Raw genomic sequence first — 17,840 nt, 5'->3', positions numbered from 1 at the left:
CTATCACGCCGATTCCGTGAGGTCACCTACCAATCGGGTCGACGATGGTATGCAGCGTGTCGACGAAATCCTGTGCGGTGGAGGCGTCGTAGAGGTCGGCGGAATACACGAGTTCGGCGTCGATCCCGGTGGGCTTTCCGTCGGCGTCGTGTCGCTCGGTGAAGTGGAAGTGCAGATCGCACTTGGCGATGTCGAGTGGCCGCGGAGTCACCTCGAAGTCGAGCCCGGAGACGTCGAAGGCCGCCGGAGCGAAGTTGTTCAGCGACAGCGCCACCTGGAAGAGCGGGTGCAGCGACCCCGACCGAGGTGGGTCGAGTACCTCGACGAGCCGTTCGAATTGCACATCCGCATTCGCCAGGGCACGGAGCTCCACGTCGCGGGATCGATCGACGATGTCGGACAGTGTCATGCTCGGGTCGACCCGGGTTCGCAGAACCAGTGTGTTGACGAACATTCCCACCACGTCGTCGAGCACCGGATCTCCCCGGCCCGCGATCGGGGTTCCGATCGCGATGTCGGGATCGCCGCTGAGCCGGGCGAGCAGTACCGCCACGGCCGACCTGAGCGCCGTGAAGAGGCTGGCGTGGTGTTCGTGCGCGGTGGCGAGCAGCCCCCGATGCGCATGCTCGTCGAGGGTGAACGGAAGTCGCCCCGCTCGATAGGTCCACCGGTACGGCCGGGGGCGGTCGGTGGGCAGCGCGAGTTCTCCGCGAAGGCCCGACAGTTCCTTCGTCCAGTGGCCGATCTGCTTCGACGCGACACTGCCGGGGTCGTTCTCGTCCCCGAGCATCGTTCGACGCCACATGGTGTAGTCCGCATAGTGCACGGCCGGAGGCTCCCACTGGGGTTCACCGCCCATCGCCCGGGAACGGTAGGAGTCGGCGAGGTCGCGCGCCAAGGGAGCCAGGGACCATCCGTCCGCGCAGATGTGATGGAGGACGCAGGACAAGAGGTGGTCGTGGTCGCCCAGACGGAAGAGCCGGGCGCGGAGCGGAGGGTCGCGGCGCACGTCGAATCCCGCCGTCAGCAGGTCCGATGTCTGGTCCTCCGCATCCGTGTCGTCGGCGGGCACCGGCGACAGGTCGGGCACGGCGTCGACCACGTCGAGCACGCGCTGGTACGGACCCGCCGGCGAGTCCGGATACACGGTTCTCAGCGAGCGATGCCGGTGGAGGACGTCTGCCATCGCCGACTGCAATGCTTCGGCATCGAACGGCCCACGCACTCGTACCGTGAAGGGGATGTTGTGGAGAGCGGGATCCACGAGCGTGCGGTCGATGAATTGTTGAGAGGGAGACAGCGGCACGAGCTCGGGCATCCCCTGGCCGCCTTGGAATCCTGCGGCGCCCAATCTCGGTGCCCCCAGCGCCTGAGTTCGCGACGGGTGTTCACAAGCGTCCGTAATCGACAGTGCGAGTGCTGCGACCGTCGGTGCATCGAACAGTTCTCGCACACCCAGCGTTGTGCCCAGCTCGGCGTTGAGCGTCCCGACCACTCGGATGGCCGACAACGAGTCGCCGCTCAGGTCGAAGAAGGAATCGTCGGCGCCCACCGAATCCACCCCTAGTACTCGGGAGAAAACCCGGGCGACGCAGTGCTCGGCGAGTGTCTCCGGGTCGCGATGAGGCACCGAATCCGAGCCGAACTCCGGAACGGGTAGCGCCGACCGGTCGAGCTTTCCCGTCGGTGTCAACGGAATCGAATGCACGAGCATGAACGATTTCGGAATCATGTAGTCCGGCAGGAATCGCGCCGCGTGCGTTTTCAACGCTTCCCGATCGATCGGCGCGTTTCCCTCGACCATGACATAGGACACGAGGTTCGGATCGCCAACCGAGTTCCTGTGCACCATCGTCGTGGCATAGGTGACGCCCGGATAAGTGTTCAACGTGGCGTTGATTTCACCCAGCTCGACCCGGAACCCACGGATCTTGATCTGGTCGTCGGCCCTGTCGAGAAACTCGAGAGTCCCCGACACCGTCCAGCGCACCACATCGCCGGTGCGAAACATGCGGGATCCGCTGTCGCCGAACGGATCGGCGACGAATCGTGCGGCGGTCAGGTCGCACCGCCGATGGTATCCCCGGGCGAGGCCTGCCGTGGTGAGGTAGAGCTCACCGGCCGCACCCGGCGGCAGCGGACGCAGGCGATGATCGAGAACTACCGCGTCCACACCGCGCATGAGACCGCCGATCGTCACTCTTCCGTCCGGCGACATCGGCTCCGTCAGAGTGACACTGCATGTCGTCTCCGTCGGACCGTACGCGTTGCGCATCTCTCGGCCACCAGCCCAGCGTCGCACCAACTCCGGGGACAGCACTTCGCCTCCGACCAGCACCAACTCCAGCTCGTTTTTCGCGGCGGAGTCGATCGCCGCCAGGGCGGAGGGCGTCGTCAACAGGTGGGTGACGTGTTCCTCGCGCAGCAATCGCGACAGCTCGTCGCCGCCGAAGTGGCCGGGAGGGGTCACGACGAGCGTTGCGCCTCCGATACACGCCGCGAGCACTTCGACGAGCGCGGTGTCGAAACTCGGTGAGGCGAAATGCAGAACACGAGAACGAGTGGACACCGCATACTTGTCCCGAATCTCCTGCGCCAGATTGGCGAGACCGCGGTGCGTGACGACGACGCCCTTCGGCGCCCCGGTCGACCCGGATGTGTAGATCAGATAGGCGGGGTGGTCCAGACGCAGGGGACTCACTCGTTCCACATTGCTGGTCGTCCCGGACAATGTTCTCGGACAATACTCTTCGGGGTTATCGATATCGATAGTCAGCCAATCAACCGTGTCGGGTAGACGATCGAGCTCCGAACGAACGGTCAACCCGAGCGTCGCGCCGCAGTCGGCCAGGCAATAGGCGACACGGGCGCTCGGATGTGCCGGGTCGATCGGAACATAGGCCGCGCCGGCCTTCGCGACCGCCCACAACGCCAGCACCGATTCGAGGGACCGGGGGACGGAGACTGCGACGAAGCTCTCGGGACCGATACCCCTGCCGATCAGCTCCCGAGCGAGCCGGTCGGCGACGCGGTCCAGGTCACCGTAGGACAGCTCACGCCCCCGGTCGCGTATCGCGACAGCCTCGGGATCATCGGCGACGGACCCCGCGAGGAGACGGTCCAGTGTCATCGGGACGACATCCGGAAGCCCCTGCGCGGGGGCTAATTTCTCGTGTTCACCGGCAAGGAAGACATCGAGATCGGAGATCAGGCATTCCGACTCGATCGAGGCGGTGAACCGGTCGAGGAAGGCGAGGAATCGGTTGTGGTGCCCGGCCAGTTCCGCCTGACCGTACAGGGACGAGTTCCCCTCGAAGTCGATTCGGGCGGCACGCTCCGACGATCCCGGATAGATGTTGACGGCGAGGTCGGCGACCGGACCGGTGGTGAGGACCCGAACCGTTGCCTGCACGGCGCCCAGCGTGATCTTCTTGAACATCATGAGGTTGATCACCGGGCCGAAATGCATGAGTTCCACTCCGCCCGAGGCGAGGTCGCGGCCGATGTCCTCGCGGCGGTAGCGCTGGTGGCGCAGGGCCGCCGTCACTGCAGCCTCGGTCATTGCCACCGCATTCCGAACCGTGCCCGAGCCGATACCCCTGAGTCGCAACGGAATGACGTTGGAGACGCATCCTCCTGAAGTCCGCAGACGGGCCGTCGTTCTCGCCGATACCGGCAGGGAGAGCACCACGTCGTCGTTGCCGGTCATCCTGGCGAGGTACGAGGCGAAGGCGGCGACCGTCACCGCCGTGGAATTGCGCGAACTCACGCTTCGAGCCGCGTGTCCGGTCGCAGTCCGGGCGGTCGGGCAGGAACGCGCGGCGCGTCCGCTCAATCCGACGACCGTAGGGAGATCGCTGCCCTGCTCCCGCCAGTAGTCGCGGTCCCGGACGAACCGGGTGGAGGTGCGGTAGGCGGCGTCCTCCTGGATGACGCGATCCGGTCCCACGGCGCGGCAGTCCGGCGGTTCCCTGCCCGCGACAGCGGCGACGTACAGCTCGGCGGTGCGGCTCATCAGCATCATCGCGGCGTACCCGTCCGACGCGATGTGGTGCGCTCGCGAGTACCAGTAGTAGTGCTCGTCTCCCAGTTGCAGAATATGTGACGCGAGGAGCGACCCGTCGTACATGTCCGTGCGCGCGCTTCGGTCGTGGTGCATCCACCGGTGGGCCGCTTCGACGGGGTCGTTCTCGTCACTCAAGTCGGTAGTGGGCACCCGATCGACCACAGTCGGGTCGACCACCTGATGTGGCTGCCCGTCGACATCCAGGAGACGGATTGCTCCCCAACCGAATTCGAGATGCGCGCGACGGGTGCAGTCACCGAGAACAGCCAGGTCGACAGGCCCGTGCAGCTCGGCGTAGTGGGCGATGACGTACGGGATCTCCGGCGTGAGCTGCTGCGCGAACCAGATGGACCGCTGCGCGGCGGTCAAGGGCAGGGCGGTGGTCATTGCCACAAGTGTGCGCGCCTGCCGCACCCCTCACCAGTCACCCCAGGGTGCACAAGTACCACCTCGAAATAAAAGGGGTGCCTTCGCCGCGATCCGGGTAGCGTCGAGCGCGTGACTATTCGCCTTGGTTACCAAATGCCGAACTTCAGTTACTCCGACTCCGTCGCGGATCTCTTCCCGACGGTCATCGCGCAGGCGCGCGAGGCCGAGTCAGCCGGCTTCGACACCGCGTTCGTGATGGACCACTTCTACCAGTTGCCCGGGATAGGCAAGCCCGACGAGCCGATGCTCGAGGCCTACACCGCCCTCGGCGCTCTCGCCACGGCCACCGAGACCATTCAGTTGTCCGCGCTCGTCACCGGCAACACGTACCGCAACCCACCCATGCTCGCGAAGACGGTGTCCACACTGGACGTCGTCAGCGGCGGCCGCGCCGTCCTCGGTATCGGGGCCGGCTGGTTCGAACTCGAACACCGCCAGTTCGGGTACGAATTCGGAACGTTCACCGACCGCTTCGAGCGCCTCGACGAGGCACTGCAGATCATTGCGCCGATGCTGCAGGGAGAGCGTCCCACCTTCGACGGCAAGTGGTACCACGTCGAAGACGCCATCAACGAACCCCGGATCCGCAACGACCTGCCGATCCTCCTCGGCGGTTCCGGCGAGAAGAAAACGTTCCGGCTGGCCGCCCAGTACGCACACCACCTGAACATCATCTGCAACGCGGCGGAGATCCCGCGGAAGCTCGAGGCCCTGGACGCACGCTGCGAGGAGGTCGGGCGCGACCGTTCCACCCTCGAGACCAGCTACCTGGCTTTCGTCATCATCGACGAGAGCGGTGACCGCGCCCGACAGCTCCAGCACGAATTCCTGCTCACGCAGGGCGTCGACCTCTCCACCGCCTCCGACGAAGAGCGAGCCGCGGCCACCCAGCGGCAGTTCTGCGGATCACCGGACGAGGTGGCCGAGCAGATCCAGACCCGCGTTCTCGACAAGGGCATCGACGGCATCGTCCTCAACCTCGTGGTGAACGGGCACGAGCCCGGCATCGTGGAGCTGACCGGCCGCACACTCCGCCCTCTGGTCGGCGGCTGACCCAGGAATACGCGCACTGCCTCCGCGGTTGGACTTCGGAGGTAGTGCGCGAGGCTAACGTCTCGCGCCTGTTCGGTGACGAAAGGTGACGAAGTCCGTGAGTGCTGCGCTGTCGATTCTGGATCTGGCCCATATCCGCGAGGGCGACTCGGCGCGGAACAGCTTCGAGGCGAGCGTGGCGCTGGCCCAGCTCGCGGAGACGCGCGGCTACCGCCGCATCTGGTACGCCGAACACCACAACATGGCATCGATCGGGTCATCCGCGACGAGCGTGCTCATCGCCCACGTCGCCGCACACACCAGCACCATTCGTTTGGGTGCGGGCGGCATCATGCTGCCCAACCACGCCCCGCTGACCATCGCCGAACAGTTCGGCACCCTCGAGACCCTGCACCCCGGTCGCATCGACCTCGGACTCGGACGCGCCCCCGGTAGCGATCAGAAGACGATGTACGCGCTGCGCCGCGACCCGGCGTCGGCCGACCGATTCCCGCAGGACGTTCTCGAGCTCCAGGCCTACCTGGCAGGCAAGTCCCGGGTTCCCGGGGTCGACGCGATCCCGGGCAAGGGCACCAACGTCCCCCTCTACATTCTCGGTTCCTCGCTGTTCGGTGCTCAGCTCGCCGCCAAGCTCGGACTCCCCTACGCCAACGCGTCCCACTTCTCCCCCGACTCCCTGGTCGACGCCGTGACTCTGTACCGGGAGCGCTTCGAGCCGTCCGAACAGCTGGCGGAGCCGTACGTCATCGCCGGCGTCAATGCCATCGCCGCAGACACCAGCGAGGAGGCCCATCGGCAGTTCGAGTCCTCACTGCGGCGTCGTGTGGTGCAGATGGTCGGCCGCGGGCAGAAGTTCACGCCCGAGGAAGTCGACCTGATCATGACCTCACCCGCAGGTCAGCAGATCACCCAGATGGTGCGCTACTCCGCCGTCGGAACGCCGACCGAGGTCAAGGCGTACCTCGACGAGTTCGCCGAGCACGCACAGGCCGACGAGCTGATCGTCGCCTCGATGGCCGAGGACACCGAGTCCTGGCTGAAGTCGTATGACCTCCTCGCCGACGTGTGGCGCTCCGCGCCCGTGCGCCTTTCTGGTAGCTAGCACAACCAGAAAGGCGCACGAGCGGCGAAGCCGCCTACTGGTGCACGATCACGCCGCGGATGTTCTTGCCGTCCCGCAGGTCCTGGTACCCCTCGTTGACCTGCTCGAGGGTGTACTTGGTGGTGATCAGCTCGTCGAGCTTCAGCTGTCCGGCGTCGTAGAGGCGCAGCAGCCGGACGATGTCGTACTGCGGGTTCGCGGAGCCGAAAAGGGTTCCCTTGATCGTTTTCTGGTTCAGCGTCAGGTCGGTGCCGGACACGTGCACCGTCAACTTGGTGGGATCCGCGAGACCGGTGATGACGACGGTGCCGCCCTTGCCGATGACGGCGGTCGCGTTCTGCACTACCTCTTCGTCGACGGTTCCGACAAGAATCAGTGCCTGATCCGCGCCCTGCCCCCACGTCAACTCGTTCACCTTTGCGGCGGCCTCAGCGGCATCGGCGAATGCATGTGTGGCGCCGAACTTCAGCGCCGTCTCACGCTTGAAGGGCACCGGGTCGACGACCACGACGTATTTGGCTCCCGCACTGACCGCTCCCTGCACGGCGTTGATGCCGAGCCCGCCGATGCCGTAGATGACGACGGTGTCGCCGGCCCGGACGCCACCCGCGTACACCGCAGTTCCCCAGCCCGACGGGACGCCGCAGCCCACGAGGACCGCGGTCTCGAGCGGCAGCCACTCGTCGATCTTCACCACCGAGTGCTGCGAGATGGTGGCGCGCTCCGCGAAGGTGCCGAGCATGCACATGGCACCGAAATCGTCCTTGCCGGAATGGAATCGGAACGATCCGTCCGGCATCGACCCTTCGAGGATGGTCGCGCCCATGTCGCAGAGGCTCTGACGCCCGGTGGCGCAGTAGCGACACGTTCCGCAGTTCGGGATGAAGCTGCAGACGACGTGGTCGCCGGGCTTGACCTTCGTGACCCCGGGCCCGACTTCTTCGATAATGCCGGAGCCTTCGTGCCCACCGACGATCGGGTAGCGCGGCGGCAGGTCACCGTCGGTCAGGTGCAGGTCCGAATGGCACAGACCGGCGGCGGTGTACTTGATGAGAACCTCGCCCGGCCCCGGACCGTCCAGCTCGAGTTCCATGATCTCGAAGGGCTTGCCCGGTCCGAGTAGGACGGCTGCTTTTGTCTTCATGTCTTCTCCTCGACGAGTGACGATCAGAGTGCGATGTTGACGGCTTTGGTCTGGGTGTAGAGGTCGATGGCGGTGGCACCGAGCTCACGACCCCAGCCCGACTGCTTATACCCGCCGAACGGCATTGCCGTGTCGAATCCGTTGTACTGGTTGATCCATACCGAACCGGCCTTCAACTGACGGGCCGTGAGGTGCGCCTTGGACAGGTCCTTGGTCCAGATGCCGGCGGCGAGGCCATAGATGCTGCTGTTGGCGGCCTTGGCCACACCTTCCTGCGCGTTGAACGGCAGAGCGGCTACGACCGGGCCGAAAATCTCTTCCTCGACGATGCTGAATTCGGGTTTCACGTCGACGAATACGGTCGGTTCGACGTAGAACCCGCTCTCGCCCCAGCGCTTTCCGCCGGTGAGGGCGCGTGCGCCGTCGGCGAGTCCCGCAGCCAGGTAACCGGTCACCTTGTCGAACTGTTCCTGCGACACCAGCGGTCCGAGCTGAGTGGTGGGATCGAGACCGGGGCCGATCTTGACCTGCGACGCCGCCTCGGCCACCGCAGCGGTGAAGTCGTCGAAGATGCTGTCCTCGACGAACATCCGGGTGCCTGCGACGCAGCACTGGCCGTGGTTGAACAGCCAGGCGTTGAGTGAACCGGTCACGGCGGCGTCGAAGTCGGCGTCCGCGAACACGACGTTGGCGCTCTTGCCCCCGAGTTCGAGGGACACCTTCTTGAGGTTGCCCTTGGCGGCGTCGACGATCTTCTTGCCCACCTCCGTGGAGCCGGTGAACGCGATCTTGTCGACGTCGTCGTGGGCGGATAGTGCCGCGCCGGCGTCGCCGTACCCGGTGACGATGTTGACCACACCGGGCGGGAAGCCTGCCTCCTCGAACACTTCACCGAGCAGCAGGGCGGTCAGTGGTGTCTGCTCGGCGGGTTTGAGGATTACCGTGTTGCCGGCCGCCAGTGCGGGCGCCAGCTTGAACGCGGCCATCAGCAGCGGGAAGTTCCAGGGCACGATGAGGCCGCAGACACCGACGGGCTCACGCAGGGTGTAGGCGTGGAACTGCCCGCCCGGGACGAAAGGCATGCTCACGTTGACCGTGCTGCCCTCGATCTTGGTGGCCCAGCCGGCGAAGTACCGGAAGATGTCCGCGGACCAGGCGACGTCGACGGCGGAAGCGATGCCCGCCGACTTGCCGTTGTCGAGCGACTCGAGTTGGCCGAACTCGTCGGCGCGTTCGGAGAGGATGTCACCGACCCGCCAGATGAGACGTTCCCGCTCGTTCGGCTTCATGGTCGGCCAGGGACCTTCGTCGAATGCTTTGCGGGCGGCACGAACTGCGCGATCGATGTCCTCGGCTCCGCCGCGGGCTACCGTGGTCAGGACCTGACCGTCCGCCGGGTCGATGGTCTCGAAAGTCTCACCGGTCGCCGATTCCACCCACTGCCCGCCGACCAGAAACTTTTTGGTACCGGACAGGAAGTTCCGTACTGCCGGCAAGAGTTCTGCCTGGCTCGGCTCGATCGTCGCTGTCATCAAAACCTCCGAAGTCGTGAATGTGACGTAGCCCATAGTGCACGGACGGCAATGTCACTAACTGTCCTGACTCCGGACACTTCGCCGTACGACGACGGTATGCGCGAAGCGCTGTCAGACAGTGATATCGAGCGCGCGCATACGGGTGTACAGCGTGCTGCGGCTGATACCGAGCGCGTTCGCGGCGTGCACTTTGTTGCCCCCGCATTCCTGCAGCGCGTCGATGATGGCCTGCCGCTCCGCGCGCTCACGTCCGGCGAGACGGGTCACTCGCTGCGGCGTCCGATACGACTCCGGCAGATCGGAGACAGCGATGTTCGCGCTGGTGCGTCGCCGCGCCGCAGTCCGCAGGATGACGGACAGCTCGGCGAGATTCCCGGGCCACTCGCGGGCCACGAGCGCTTCGATCGTGCTTGCCGTGAGGCGCAATCCGGGTTCCAGCGAGTCGAGAATCGCCTGCGCGATGTCCGCGAACTCGCGGCTGCGTTGCCGCAACGGCGGGAGCACTACCTGTCCGGAACACCGACCGATCAACCCGGCAACGCTCGGTGGGACACTGTCCAGAGGTGTACTCGTCAGGACGATGCGCGGCCCTGCTTCCGATTCGAGCATCTTCGCGAGAAGCGGTTGCATCGACTCGGGAAGCAGCTGCACCTCTTCGATCCCGAGAACGTCCACCGAACCGGATGCCAGCGTCACGAGCCTGTCGAGCCATCGCTGCGTGCCGTCGAGCGCGATGCCCGCAGCGTCCATACATACGAGCGACTTGTCACCGGCGAGGTCGCGAATCGCGGTGGTTCTGCCGGTGCCCGGCTCACCGCTGATGACCACCGGTTCCCTGGTGTCCCGCAGCCGTGCGAGTTCCGACCTACTGCGCTGCAGCACCGAACTGGACGCCAACCTCCCGCGGCGAATCGGCGTGCTGGTCCGATGTTCCGGGCGGACGACGAACACCGCCCCGCCCTCCGTGCCCTCGACGTAGTCGGCCTGCACCAGTGCTGCTTCGCCGGACGACAGTCGAATACGAGCCGTCTTCGACTGATCGGGACGCAGATCTGCGACCATGCTCCGGAGCGTCGCATGGTCGGCCACCTGGAGAAGGTCCAGCGCGACCCGATTACTGAGATGGATGTCCTCGCCGATCGCGGTGACCGCGAGCTGATTCTGGGGCGAGATGCGCTGGAACGCGTCGACCAGGCGCTGTTGTGACACCCGAGACCCCTCGAGCAGGCGTCGTTCGATGTCACTCGCCGCGCGCGCGAGGAACGGGGCGAAGAGCGGGTTCGCCCGGGCGGCGACCCCCGTCATGTCGAGGATGCCTTCCACCCGGCGAGTCGCTGGATGGACGATGGGGTGGCCGTAACAACTGAAGTCCTTGAACCGTTCGAGGTAGTGCTCGTCGCGGTGAATGACGACGCCACGGCGGATCTCGAGCGGCGTGCCCAGCGCTGTCGTTCCGACACAGTCCTCACCGAATCGTGTGCCCAGCACAGCGCCGGCGGCGTCGATCATCCGTTCGACCTTGGCCCCGTCGAAGAGCCTGGCCACTATGCGGCAGTCGCGGTCAGCGAGGAGAACGCAAAAGCCGGTGCCCTGGATCTGGGAATCCATTTCGGCGAGGATGGGCCGCGCGGCCTGCAGTAACCGGCTGGATCCGTCAAGGTCGCTGCAGGGGTCGGCGTCCGGTGTCGAACTCGGTTCGAGGCCGCTGAGCGCCGACCGCTTCCACGACAATGCGATTTCGGGCCGCATTGCCGCAGACCCGGTCGAGCCGCCGAATTCCACCCTCGCCTCCTTGGCCTGTCCGGGGCCGTGCACACGACGCGCGACCCCTCCTGAACGTACTGACAGTCTGTGACCCACGCCATAGTGCCGCACGTCCGGGGACGCAAGTGTCCGAGATCTGCACACATGCCGCTACCCGGCGAAGAGGTCTCTCACGAACGGGATGGTGTCCGCCTGCGACTCGATCAACGTGCCGCTGTGATCGGTGGGATAGGTCTTGAACGTCACCGGCTCACCGTTCGCGGTGAGTGCCGCCACCAGGGAGAACGCCGAAGGAGCAGGAACGTCGATGTCCGTGAGTCCTTGCCCGATGAACAGCGGGCGGTCGTAACCACTCGTGGGCACACCCATGTAGTCCACCAACAACGGGTAGAAGTTCGGGATCTCATTCAGTGGCTTGCTGAAGAGGTCACCGACGATCACCCCCTCGGCGGCCTCGTGCATCTCGTGGACGCACAACTGCTCGGCGGCGTCGACATACTGCGCACCGAGTGGGGTGAGGTAGGCGTCGAGGCCGATCTCGGGATGAGCCGAGCGCAGGCCGGCCAGGATGTAGAACAGATACGACGTGAGCCCTGCCGGAATGGCGGTCGGGGGAACTCCGGGACCGAGCGGCAGCAATGCCAACTCGATGTTCGCGGGAACGCCGGTACCGACGGCGCCGCGGTAGTCGAGCGACTTCCCGCCGTACTCCGTCGCATAGCGCCCGGTGATGACAGCGGCGCCGCCGCCCTGAGACTGGCCGACCACCACCCACTTGTTCGACAGTGATTCGTCGACGGCGCGCGCAGCCTTCACGGAGTCGACGACGCTGTGCGCCTCTACCTTGCCGTCGAGATAGGGCATCACTCCCGGCGTGCCCAGCCCGACATAGTCGGTGGAGACGATGGCATATCCCTGCTCGAGCCAGCGCCCGAGATACGGATAATCCCGCTCGGGCAGGCCCGGCCCGACGAGAGAGGGAGCGCAGTGATCGGCCAGACCCGAAGTGCCGTGCGCCCACGCGACCACCGGCCAGCCACCGTCGGGCGCCTCGCCGGGGGGCACGTACATCGCCCCGGTGCTGAGTGCAGGATCGCCGTCCGGGCCGATCGACCAGTAGGTGATGCGCTGCGCGTCGGCGGCACCGGGAATCCATAGAGCGGATGGGAGCGGAGCCACTTCCACGACATCACCGGGTGCCCCGGCGGCATCGTCTGCGAACGCGGAAGGGGCGGCGAGGCACGTGCCGACCATCGTCAGGGAGGCTACGGTCACACTCGCGGCCGCCCGTGACATACGTATGAGGGGTCTCTTCACCGACTCACCGTAGAAGGGGTTATACCGTCGACACCAGCACTTCCATCGACCATCGGAGGACGACGCCGTGACGCTCGACTCGTCTGCTCCCGACTACCGCGCCCGGATCTTGGCCGAACAGGCCGATGCGGAGCGCCGGCTCGCGTCGCTGAGCAGGCGCTTCACCGCCATCGTCGAAGGATCGGAATTCACCACGGACGACGACGAGCACGATCCGGAAGGGTCGACCATCGCGTTCGAACGGGCCCAGGTCTCGGCCCTGCTCGCCGACGCACGCCGGGACGTGGAGGAGCTGACGGCCGCGCTGGCGCGAGTCGATGCCGGAACCTACGGCACGTGCATCCGGTGTGGGAGGTCGATCGCCGACGTCCGGCTCGACGCACTTCCCGCCGTCCGCACCTGCATCGAGTGCTCGGGCTGACGCGCGTGCCGTAGTCCCGTTCAGCGCTTGATCGAAATCAGTGGAGGATCGAGGTCAGTGGAGGATCGAGGCCCACGCCCGGCCTGCCACCTCGCGTGCTCGGCGATGACCGTCGGGCGGATCTACGCCCTCCGCAAGATCGGCAAGTGCTTCCGCCAGGTCTCCGATATCCACCTGATGTCGCATCGAGGTGTCGAGCAGTTCGTCGAATGCTTGGTCCGGGCTGTACGAGTCCCCTCGCGCGTCGGTCAGGATGTCTATCGCTGCATCCAACGCGGAAAGGTGGCGCGTTTCGCGGGTGTCGCGGTGAGCTTCAATTGTCAATCTTTCGCCCCTGAGTTGTCGCTGCTCGGCGTTTTCCGATCATGTGTGGGCACATCACATCACGATCGGTGCCGATTCGTCGCCCATTTCCCCGCAACAGCCAAAGTTGTTTCCGGACAGTGACATCCGTCCGCTCTGAAACTACTTGTAACCGCCGTTCTTACCGCGGGGTTCTACTCGGCGGTATTCCCCGCACGCGTGCGGGAGGATGGGTACGGCAGTTCTGAACAACTCCAGAACAGCGGATCCGAACCGTACAGACCGTCCGCTCCGGGATACTGACAACCGGCGGCTTTTTCGCCGGTTTCGAACGGGGCGGCCGTGCGCCGCGCTGTCCCTGTGGACGCCTCGGCAACGGAACTGTTCAGGATTGGGTGATGGACGTGAAACTCGTCGTCGACCTCAATCGGTGTCAGGGATACGCACAGTGCGTATTTCTCGCACCGCGTGTCTTCACACTGCACGGCGAGGAGTCCCTTCTCTACGACGCCGGACCGGACGACGGCGAACGCGAGCGGGTCGCGCAGGCCGCGGCCGCCTGCCCGGTGCAGGCCATCACCACCGACATTCGGCCGCAGTCGCATGGGCAGTGACATGCGGGTCGTTATCGTCGGTGCATCGCTCGCCGGCTTGCGCGCAGCCGACGAGCTACGACGACTGGGGTTCGACGGCCCACTGACCATGATCGGTGACGAACCCTACGAACCGTACGATCGGCCGCCACTGTCGAAAGCGGTGTTGCTCGGGATCATGCCGCCCGAACATGCGACGCTGCCCGCCCGAACCGACCTCGACGCCAAGTGGCTACTCGGTGTCCCGGCAACCGCGCTGGACCTCGAGGACAACCGGGTCGTGCTCGGCGACGGCGACAGCGTCCCCTTCGACAAGGTTCTGCTCACGACCGGAGTGCGGGCACGCCCCTGGCCGAAACCGGAGGAAAGCGACCTCGACGGTGTCTTCACGGTTCGCACCCTGGACGACTCGCGGCGCCTCGACGAACGGCTGTCTGCAGGTCCCGGTCATGTGCTGGTCATCGGTGCCGGATTCACCGGTTCGGAGATTGCATCGGTGTGCCGCGAGCGCGGGTTGTCGGTCACGGTCACCGAACGCGGACCGGCACCCCTGGTGGGCGCCCTCGGCGGGGTTGTCGCGGCGGTCGCGGCTGACATGCAGCGCGACCACGGTGTCGACCTACGCTGCGGCATCACCGTTGCGCGATTGGAAGGTGACGGGCAGGGCCGACTGCGCCGGGCACACCTCTCGGACGGAACAGCCCTCGACGTCGATGTGGCCGTCGTCGCTCAGGGCAGCATCCGGAACACCGAATGGCTGGCCGGGTCCGGTCTCGCCGCGGGACCACGGGGCGTGGCCTGCGACGCCGGCTGCCGCGCGTTCGACCTCAACGGGCTCGTCACCGACAACGTATTCGTGGCCGGTGACATTGCCCGGCAACCACATCCGCTCTACGACTACCAACTGATCGCGCTCGAGCATTGGGGCAATGCCATCGGGCAAGCGGAAGTGGCTGCCCACAACATGATCCACGAGGGGTTGCACCGCCGCCCTCATCTCGACATTCCTGCATTCTGGTCCAGTCAGTTCGGGGTCAACATCAAATCGGTTGGTATCCCCACCTATTCCGATCAGGTGGTCGTCACCCAGGGTTCGGTTGAGGAACGTCGATTCGTAGCAGCCTACGGTTTCCGTGGACGCCTCACCGCGGCAGTCGCGTTCAACCACGGCAGGTGGCTGGACTTCTACCGTGACCTTATCGAATCGGCGGCTGCCTTTCCGCCCGACTTCGCCGTGATGGACCGGACCGATCCCTGGGAGGTGCGGTCGTCGGAGCTGCCCGACCCCGCCATTCTGAGCCACGGCCCGACCGTGTCTGTGACCGGACACCTGCCCACCGAGCGCCACGTCGAGTTCGTCTCGGCACCGAAGTAACCGAAGTAACAGGGAGACTCGCCATGTCGCGTGCGCAGTTGCTCGAACGCATCACCGACCAGTCGAATCGAGCGAACCCGTATCCCTTGTACGAGGAACTTCGTGAGACACCGGCGGCACTGCAGGACAACGGTTCCTACCTCGTCGGACGGTATTACCACGTCGCCGCGTTGCTGCACGATCCGCGAATCAGTTCCGACTTGCACAACCGCCGTGCAGGAATGCCCGGGGCCGATCGGGCCGACAACGGTGGGCCCGCATTCATCCGTTTGGACCCGCCCGAGCACGACCGGCTTCGGCGATTGACGACGCGGCAGTTCGGACCGCCACACATGCCCGGCAGAGTCGACTCCATGCGCGGAGAACTCGCGGACCTCGTGACCACCCTTGTCGACAACCTCGAGGGAAAGGACCGCATCGATCTCGTCGACGACTTCGCGTACCCCTTCCCGGTGTCCGTGATCTGCCGACTGCTGGGTGTTCCCCGCGAGGAGGAACCGCGTTTTCACGTGTGGGCGGATGCGCTGGTGGCCTCCATCGAACCGACCCGCGATTCGGACAGCGACGCGAAGATGAAGGCAGCTCAGCAGGCACAGATGGAAATGGGCATGTTCATGGCCGGGCTGATCGAGGAACGCCGAAAGAATCCGGGTGACGACATGTTGTCCGGGTTGGCGGCCGATCACCATGAGGGCGGTCTCGACACCCTCGAGCTGGTCACCAATTCGATCATGTTGTTCATCGCGGGCCATGAGACGACCGTCAATCTCATCACCAATGGCATGCTCACCCTGCTCCGCAATCCGGGCGAGCTGGACCGCCTGAAGCGCCACCCGGAGCTGATGCCTCTGGCGGTCGAGGAGTTGCTGCGGTTCGAACCGCCCGTCCATTTGGTTCCCCAGCGAACCCCTATCGTCGACATCGAGGTCGGTGGCGTGACCGTGCCGAAGGGTTCACCGATCGTCCTGGCTTTGGCCTCCGCCAACCGGGATCCGAAGCGGTTCACCGACCCCGATCGGTTCGTTCCCGACCGCGCCGACAACCAGCACCTCGGCTTGGGCAGCGGCATACACAGCTGTTTCGGCGCACCACTCGCCCGGCTCGAAGGTCAGATGGCGCTCAATGAACTGATCCGCCGACTCCCGAACCCGCGCCTCGTGGAGGACCCGCCGCCGTACCGACCCAACCCGGTGCTGCGCGGTCCTCGGCACCTCATGGTGGACTGCGGATAATTTCTGCTGCATCATCCTGCACCTCGCTCCGTTCGGTGAAGACTCCGGCCTCGCGCATGCTCGATCAACTCACCGGGGTGGTGCCGGTGATTGATTCGCGGAGCTCGTGTGGGATCGATCTGCGGTGGTGGGATCCATTCAGTCCTGCCCGGGAATTCTGAATCAGGCCGGGTTGTCGTGGTGTTCCAGCCGGCTGAGCCATCGTTGACCTGTGCGTGGCACGCATCGCATGCGAGGGTGAGGTTGTCGATGTCGGTCCCGCCGCCTTTCTGCCAGTCGGTGACGTGGTGGACCGCGCACAGACTGGCCGGCGCGGCGCATCCCGGGCGGGTGCATCCACCGTCGGCAGCGATCAGTGCAAGCCGCTGATCGGCATTGGCGAGCCGGCGACGTCTGCCGAGGCGCAGAGGACGACCGGAATGGTCGAACAGTACGAGAACTGGATGAGCATGCTCGGCGAGCTTCAATGCGTCCTCGAGGGGTAGGAGGCCACCGCTCGCTGTCGTCGCGAGACCGCCTGCGGCCTTTTCGAGTTGATCCAGCGTCATCGTGATGATCGCGGTGACGGGCAGGCCACGATGTCTGCCGAGTACCCCCGTTTCGAGCAGTGCCCGGAATATGGCACTGAACGCGTCATGGTTACGTTGGGCCGCGGAGCGGGTGTCGCGCGCCGCCGCCGCTGCGAGTGCTGTGCGATCGAGTGTGGGGTCTTCGCTGTCACCCGTCGGTGATTCCGGATCGTCGGGGTTGTTCATTCCGGGACGGGCCCATTTGGCGAGGATCGGGTCGAGCAACGCCCGCGCCGTGGGATCGAGTTCACCGGAAATTCTCGACATCAGTTCGGAATCCTGCCGCGCGAGCGAGATGCCGCGTCTGCGCTTGCGGTCACGGTCGTCACCGAGGTTTCCGTCTGGGTTGAGGTACGCGAGGATCCGGTGCCCGGCCTGCTCGACGTCCTCGGGTGTCCCGGTTCGCGCCAGCTGGGCCAGGATCGATTCGGCGTGGGAGACGCCGTCGTTGCCGACAGCGTGCGGGATCTTCCGCATCACCTTGGCCACTGCGCGCGCATGTCCGGGACCGATGTCCCCCTCACGTTGCGCTGCAGCGGTTTCCGGCAGTGCTGGGTCGATTGAATCACCGGACAATGTATGCCACACGCCGAGGTTCCGCGCTGCCGTGACGCGGGCGGATGCGTCCACCGCAGACACACGGAGAACATCGACGAGTAACTTGTTCGGCGAGTTGTATCCGAGCTCGGCCGGTATCGAGCGTTCGACACTCTCGACGACCAACCGATGCGACACCGCGTCGGCGCGGCGCAGCGACCGCTCCAATCGCCGCATGGCCTCGAGCACGTCGGAGTCGCGCAGTGCCGTCAAATCGCTTTCGAGGAGCACGTCGATAGACGCGGACAACGTTGACAGCTGCTCTGCCACCGGACTATTCAACACTGAGCTATCGAACACTGTGCTAATCACCGACCCCCCAGTCGAACTGATGAGTGCA

13 protein-coding genes are annotated in these 17,840 nt (G+C 65.5%); 6 read left to right on the top strand and 7 right to left on the bottom strand.

Features of this window, described 5'->3' with window-relative positions:
- Positions 1-22: 22 nt before the first annotated feature.
- The gene (locus tag GFS60_RS18265; protein ID WP_159923347.1) at positions 23-4,453 is read right to left on the bottom strand and encodes a non-ribosomal peptide synthetase; all 4,431 of its coding nucleotides are present in this window, start codon (positions 4,451-4,453) and stop codon (positions 23-25) included.
- Positions 4,454-4,564: 111 nt separating this feature from the next.
- Here GFS60_RS18265 and GFS60_RS18260 point away from each other — a divergent pair, with 111 nt between their 5' ends.
- Positions 4,565-5,548: an LLM class F420-dependent oxidoreductase gene (locus GFS60_RS18260; RefSeq protein ID WP_159923345.1), complete on the top strand. Its 984-nt coding sequence runs from the start codon at positions 4,565-4,567 to the stop codon at positions 5,546-5,548.
- Between the two features lie 97 nt (positions 5,549-5,645).
- Positions 5,646-6,650 carry an LLM class flavin-dependent oxidoreductase gene (locus tag GFS60_RS18255; protein ID WP_159923343.1) on the top strand — a complete coding sequence of 335 codons (1,005 nt, stop codon included), beginning with the start codon at positions 5,646-5,648 and terminating at the stop codon, positions 6,648-6,650.
- A gap of 34 nt (positions 6,651-6,684) precedes the next feature.
- On the opposite strand, the gene GFS60_RS18250 is transcribed toward GFS60_RS18255, so the two are convergent.
- The 4 genes from GFS60_RS18250 to GFS60_RS18235 all read right to left on the bottom strand — a co-directional run bounded on the left by GFS60_RS18250 (position 6,685) and on the right by GFS60_RS18235 (position 12,389).
- The gene (locus tag GFS60_RS18250; RefSeq protein ID WP_159923341.1) at positions 6,685-7,794 is read right to left on the bottom strand and encodes an NDMA-dependent alcohol dehydrogenase; all 1,110 of its coding nucleotides are present in this window, start codon (positions 7,792-7,794) and stop codon (positions 6,685-6,687) included.
- 23 nt (positions 7,795-7,817) lie between these two features.
- Positions 7,818-9,326 carry an aldehyde dehydrogenase family protein gene (locus GFS60_RS18245; RefSeq protein WP_159923339.1) on the bottom strand — a complete coding sequence of 503 codons (1,509 nt, stop codon included), beginning with the start codon at positions 9,324-9,326 and terminating at the stop codon, positions 7,818-7,820.
- 114 nt (positions 9,327-9,440) lie between these two features.
- Positions 9,441-11,078, bottom strand: a complete 1,638-nt coding sequence (locus tag GFS60_RS18240; protein WP_159927324.1) for a sigma-54-dependent Fis family transcriptional regulator — start codon at positions 11,076-11,078, stop codon at positions 9,441-9,443.
- 165 nt (positions 11,079-11,243) lie between these two features.
- Positions 11,244-12,389 carry a lipase family protein gene (locus GFS60_RS18235; protein WP_159927322.1) on the bottom strand — a complete coding sequence of 382 codons (1,146 nt, stop codon included), beginning with the start codon at positions 12,387-12,389 and terminating at the stop codon, positions 11,244-11,246.
- Positions 12,390-12,477: 88 nt separating this feature from the next.
- Between GFS60_RS18235 and GFS60_RS18230 the strand changes: the two genes are divergently transcribed.
- The gene (locus tag GFS60_RS18230) at positions 12,478-12,831 is read left to right on the top strand and encodes a TraR/DksA family transcriptional regulator (protein WP_159923337.1); all 354 of its coding nucleotides are present in this window, start codon (positions 12,478-12,480) and stop codon (positions 12,829-12,831) included.
- A gap of 54 nt (positions 12,832-12,885) precedes the next feature.
- Here GFS60_RS18230 and GFS60_RS18225 read toward each other — a convergent pair whose 3' ends face one another.
- Entirely contained in the window at positions 12,886-13,104 is a 219-nt protein-coding gene (locus GFS60_RS18225) for an ANTAR domain-containing protein (protein ID WP_236603193.1), read from the bottom strand.
- Positions 13,105-13,529: 425 nt separating this feature from the next.
- Between GFS60_RS18225 and GFS60_RS18220 the strand changes: the two genes are divergently transcribed.
- From GFS60_RS18220 to GFS60_RS18210, 3 genes are read left to right on the top strand one after another with little or no spacing between them, the layout of a single operon-like run.
- Entirely contained in the window at positions 13,530-13,748 is a 219-nt protein-coding gene (locus tag GFS60_RS18220) for a ferredoxin (RefSeq protein ID WP_159923333.1), read from the top strand.
- The gene (locus GFS60_RS18215; protein ID WP_159923330.1) at positions 13,738-15,102 is read left to right on the top strand and encodes an NAD(P)/FAD-dependent oxidoreductase; all 1,365 of its coding nucleotides are present in this window, start codon (positions 13,738-13,740) and stop codon (positions 15,100-15,102) included. The genes GFS60_RS18220 and GFS60_RS18215 overlap by 11 nt, the downstream gene beginning before the upstream one ends.
- Positions 15,103-15,125: 23 nt before the next feature.
- Entirely contained in the window at positions 15,126-16,334 is a 1,209-nt protein-coding gene (locus GFS60_RS18210) for a cytochrome P450 (RefSeq protein ID WP_159923328.1), read from the top strand.
- Between the two features lie 11 nt (positions 16,335-16,345).
- On the opposite strand, the gene GFS60_RS18205 is transcribed toward GFS60_RS18210, so the two are convergent.
- Complete coding sequence (locus GFS60_RS18205; protein ID WP_201453398.1) at positions 16,346-17,770, bottom strand: HNH endonuclease signature motif containing protein; 1,425 nt, start codon at positions 17,768-17,770, stop codon at positions 16,346-16,348.
- Between the last annotated feature and the right edge of the window lie 70 nt (positions 17,771-17,840).

Source organism: Rhodococcus sp. WAY2, assembly GCF_009859915.1.
GTDB lineage: Bacteria > Actinomycetota > Actinomycetes > Mycobacteriales > Mycobacteriaceae > Rhodococcus_F > Rhodococcus_F oxybenzonivorans.
The sequence above is the reverse complement of the archived record's forward strand: the minus strand, read 5'-3'. Positions and strand labels throughout refer to the sequence as shown.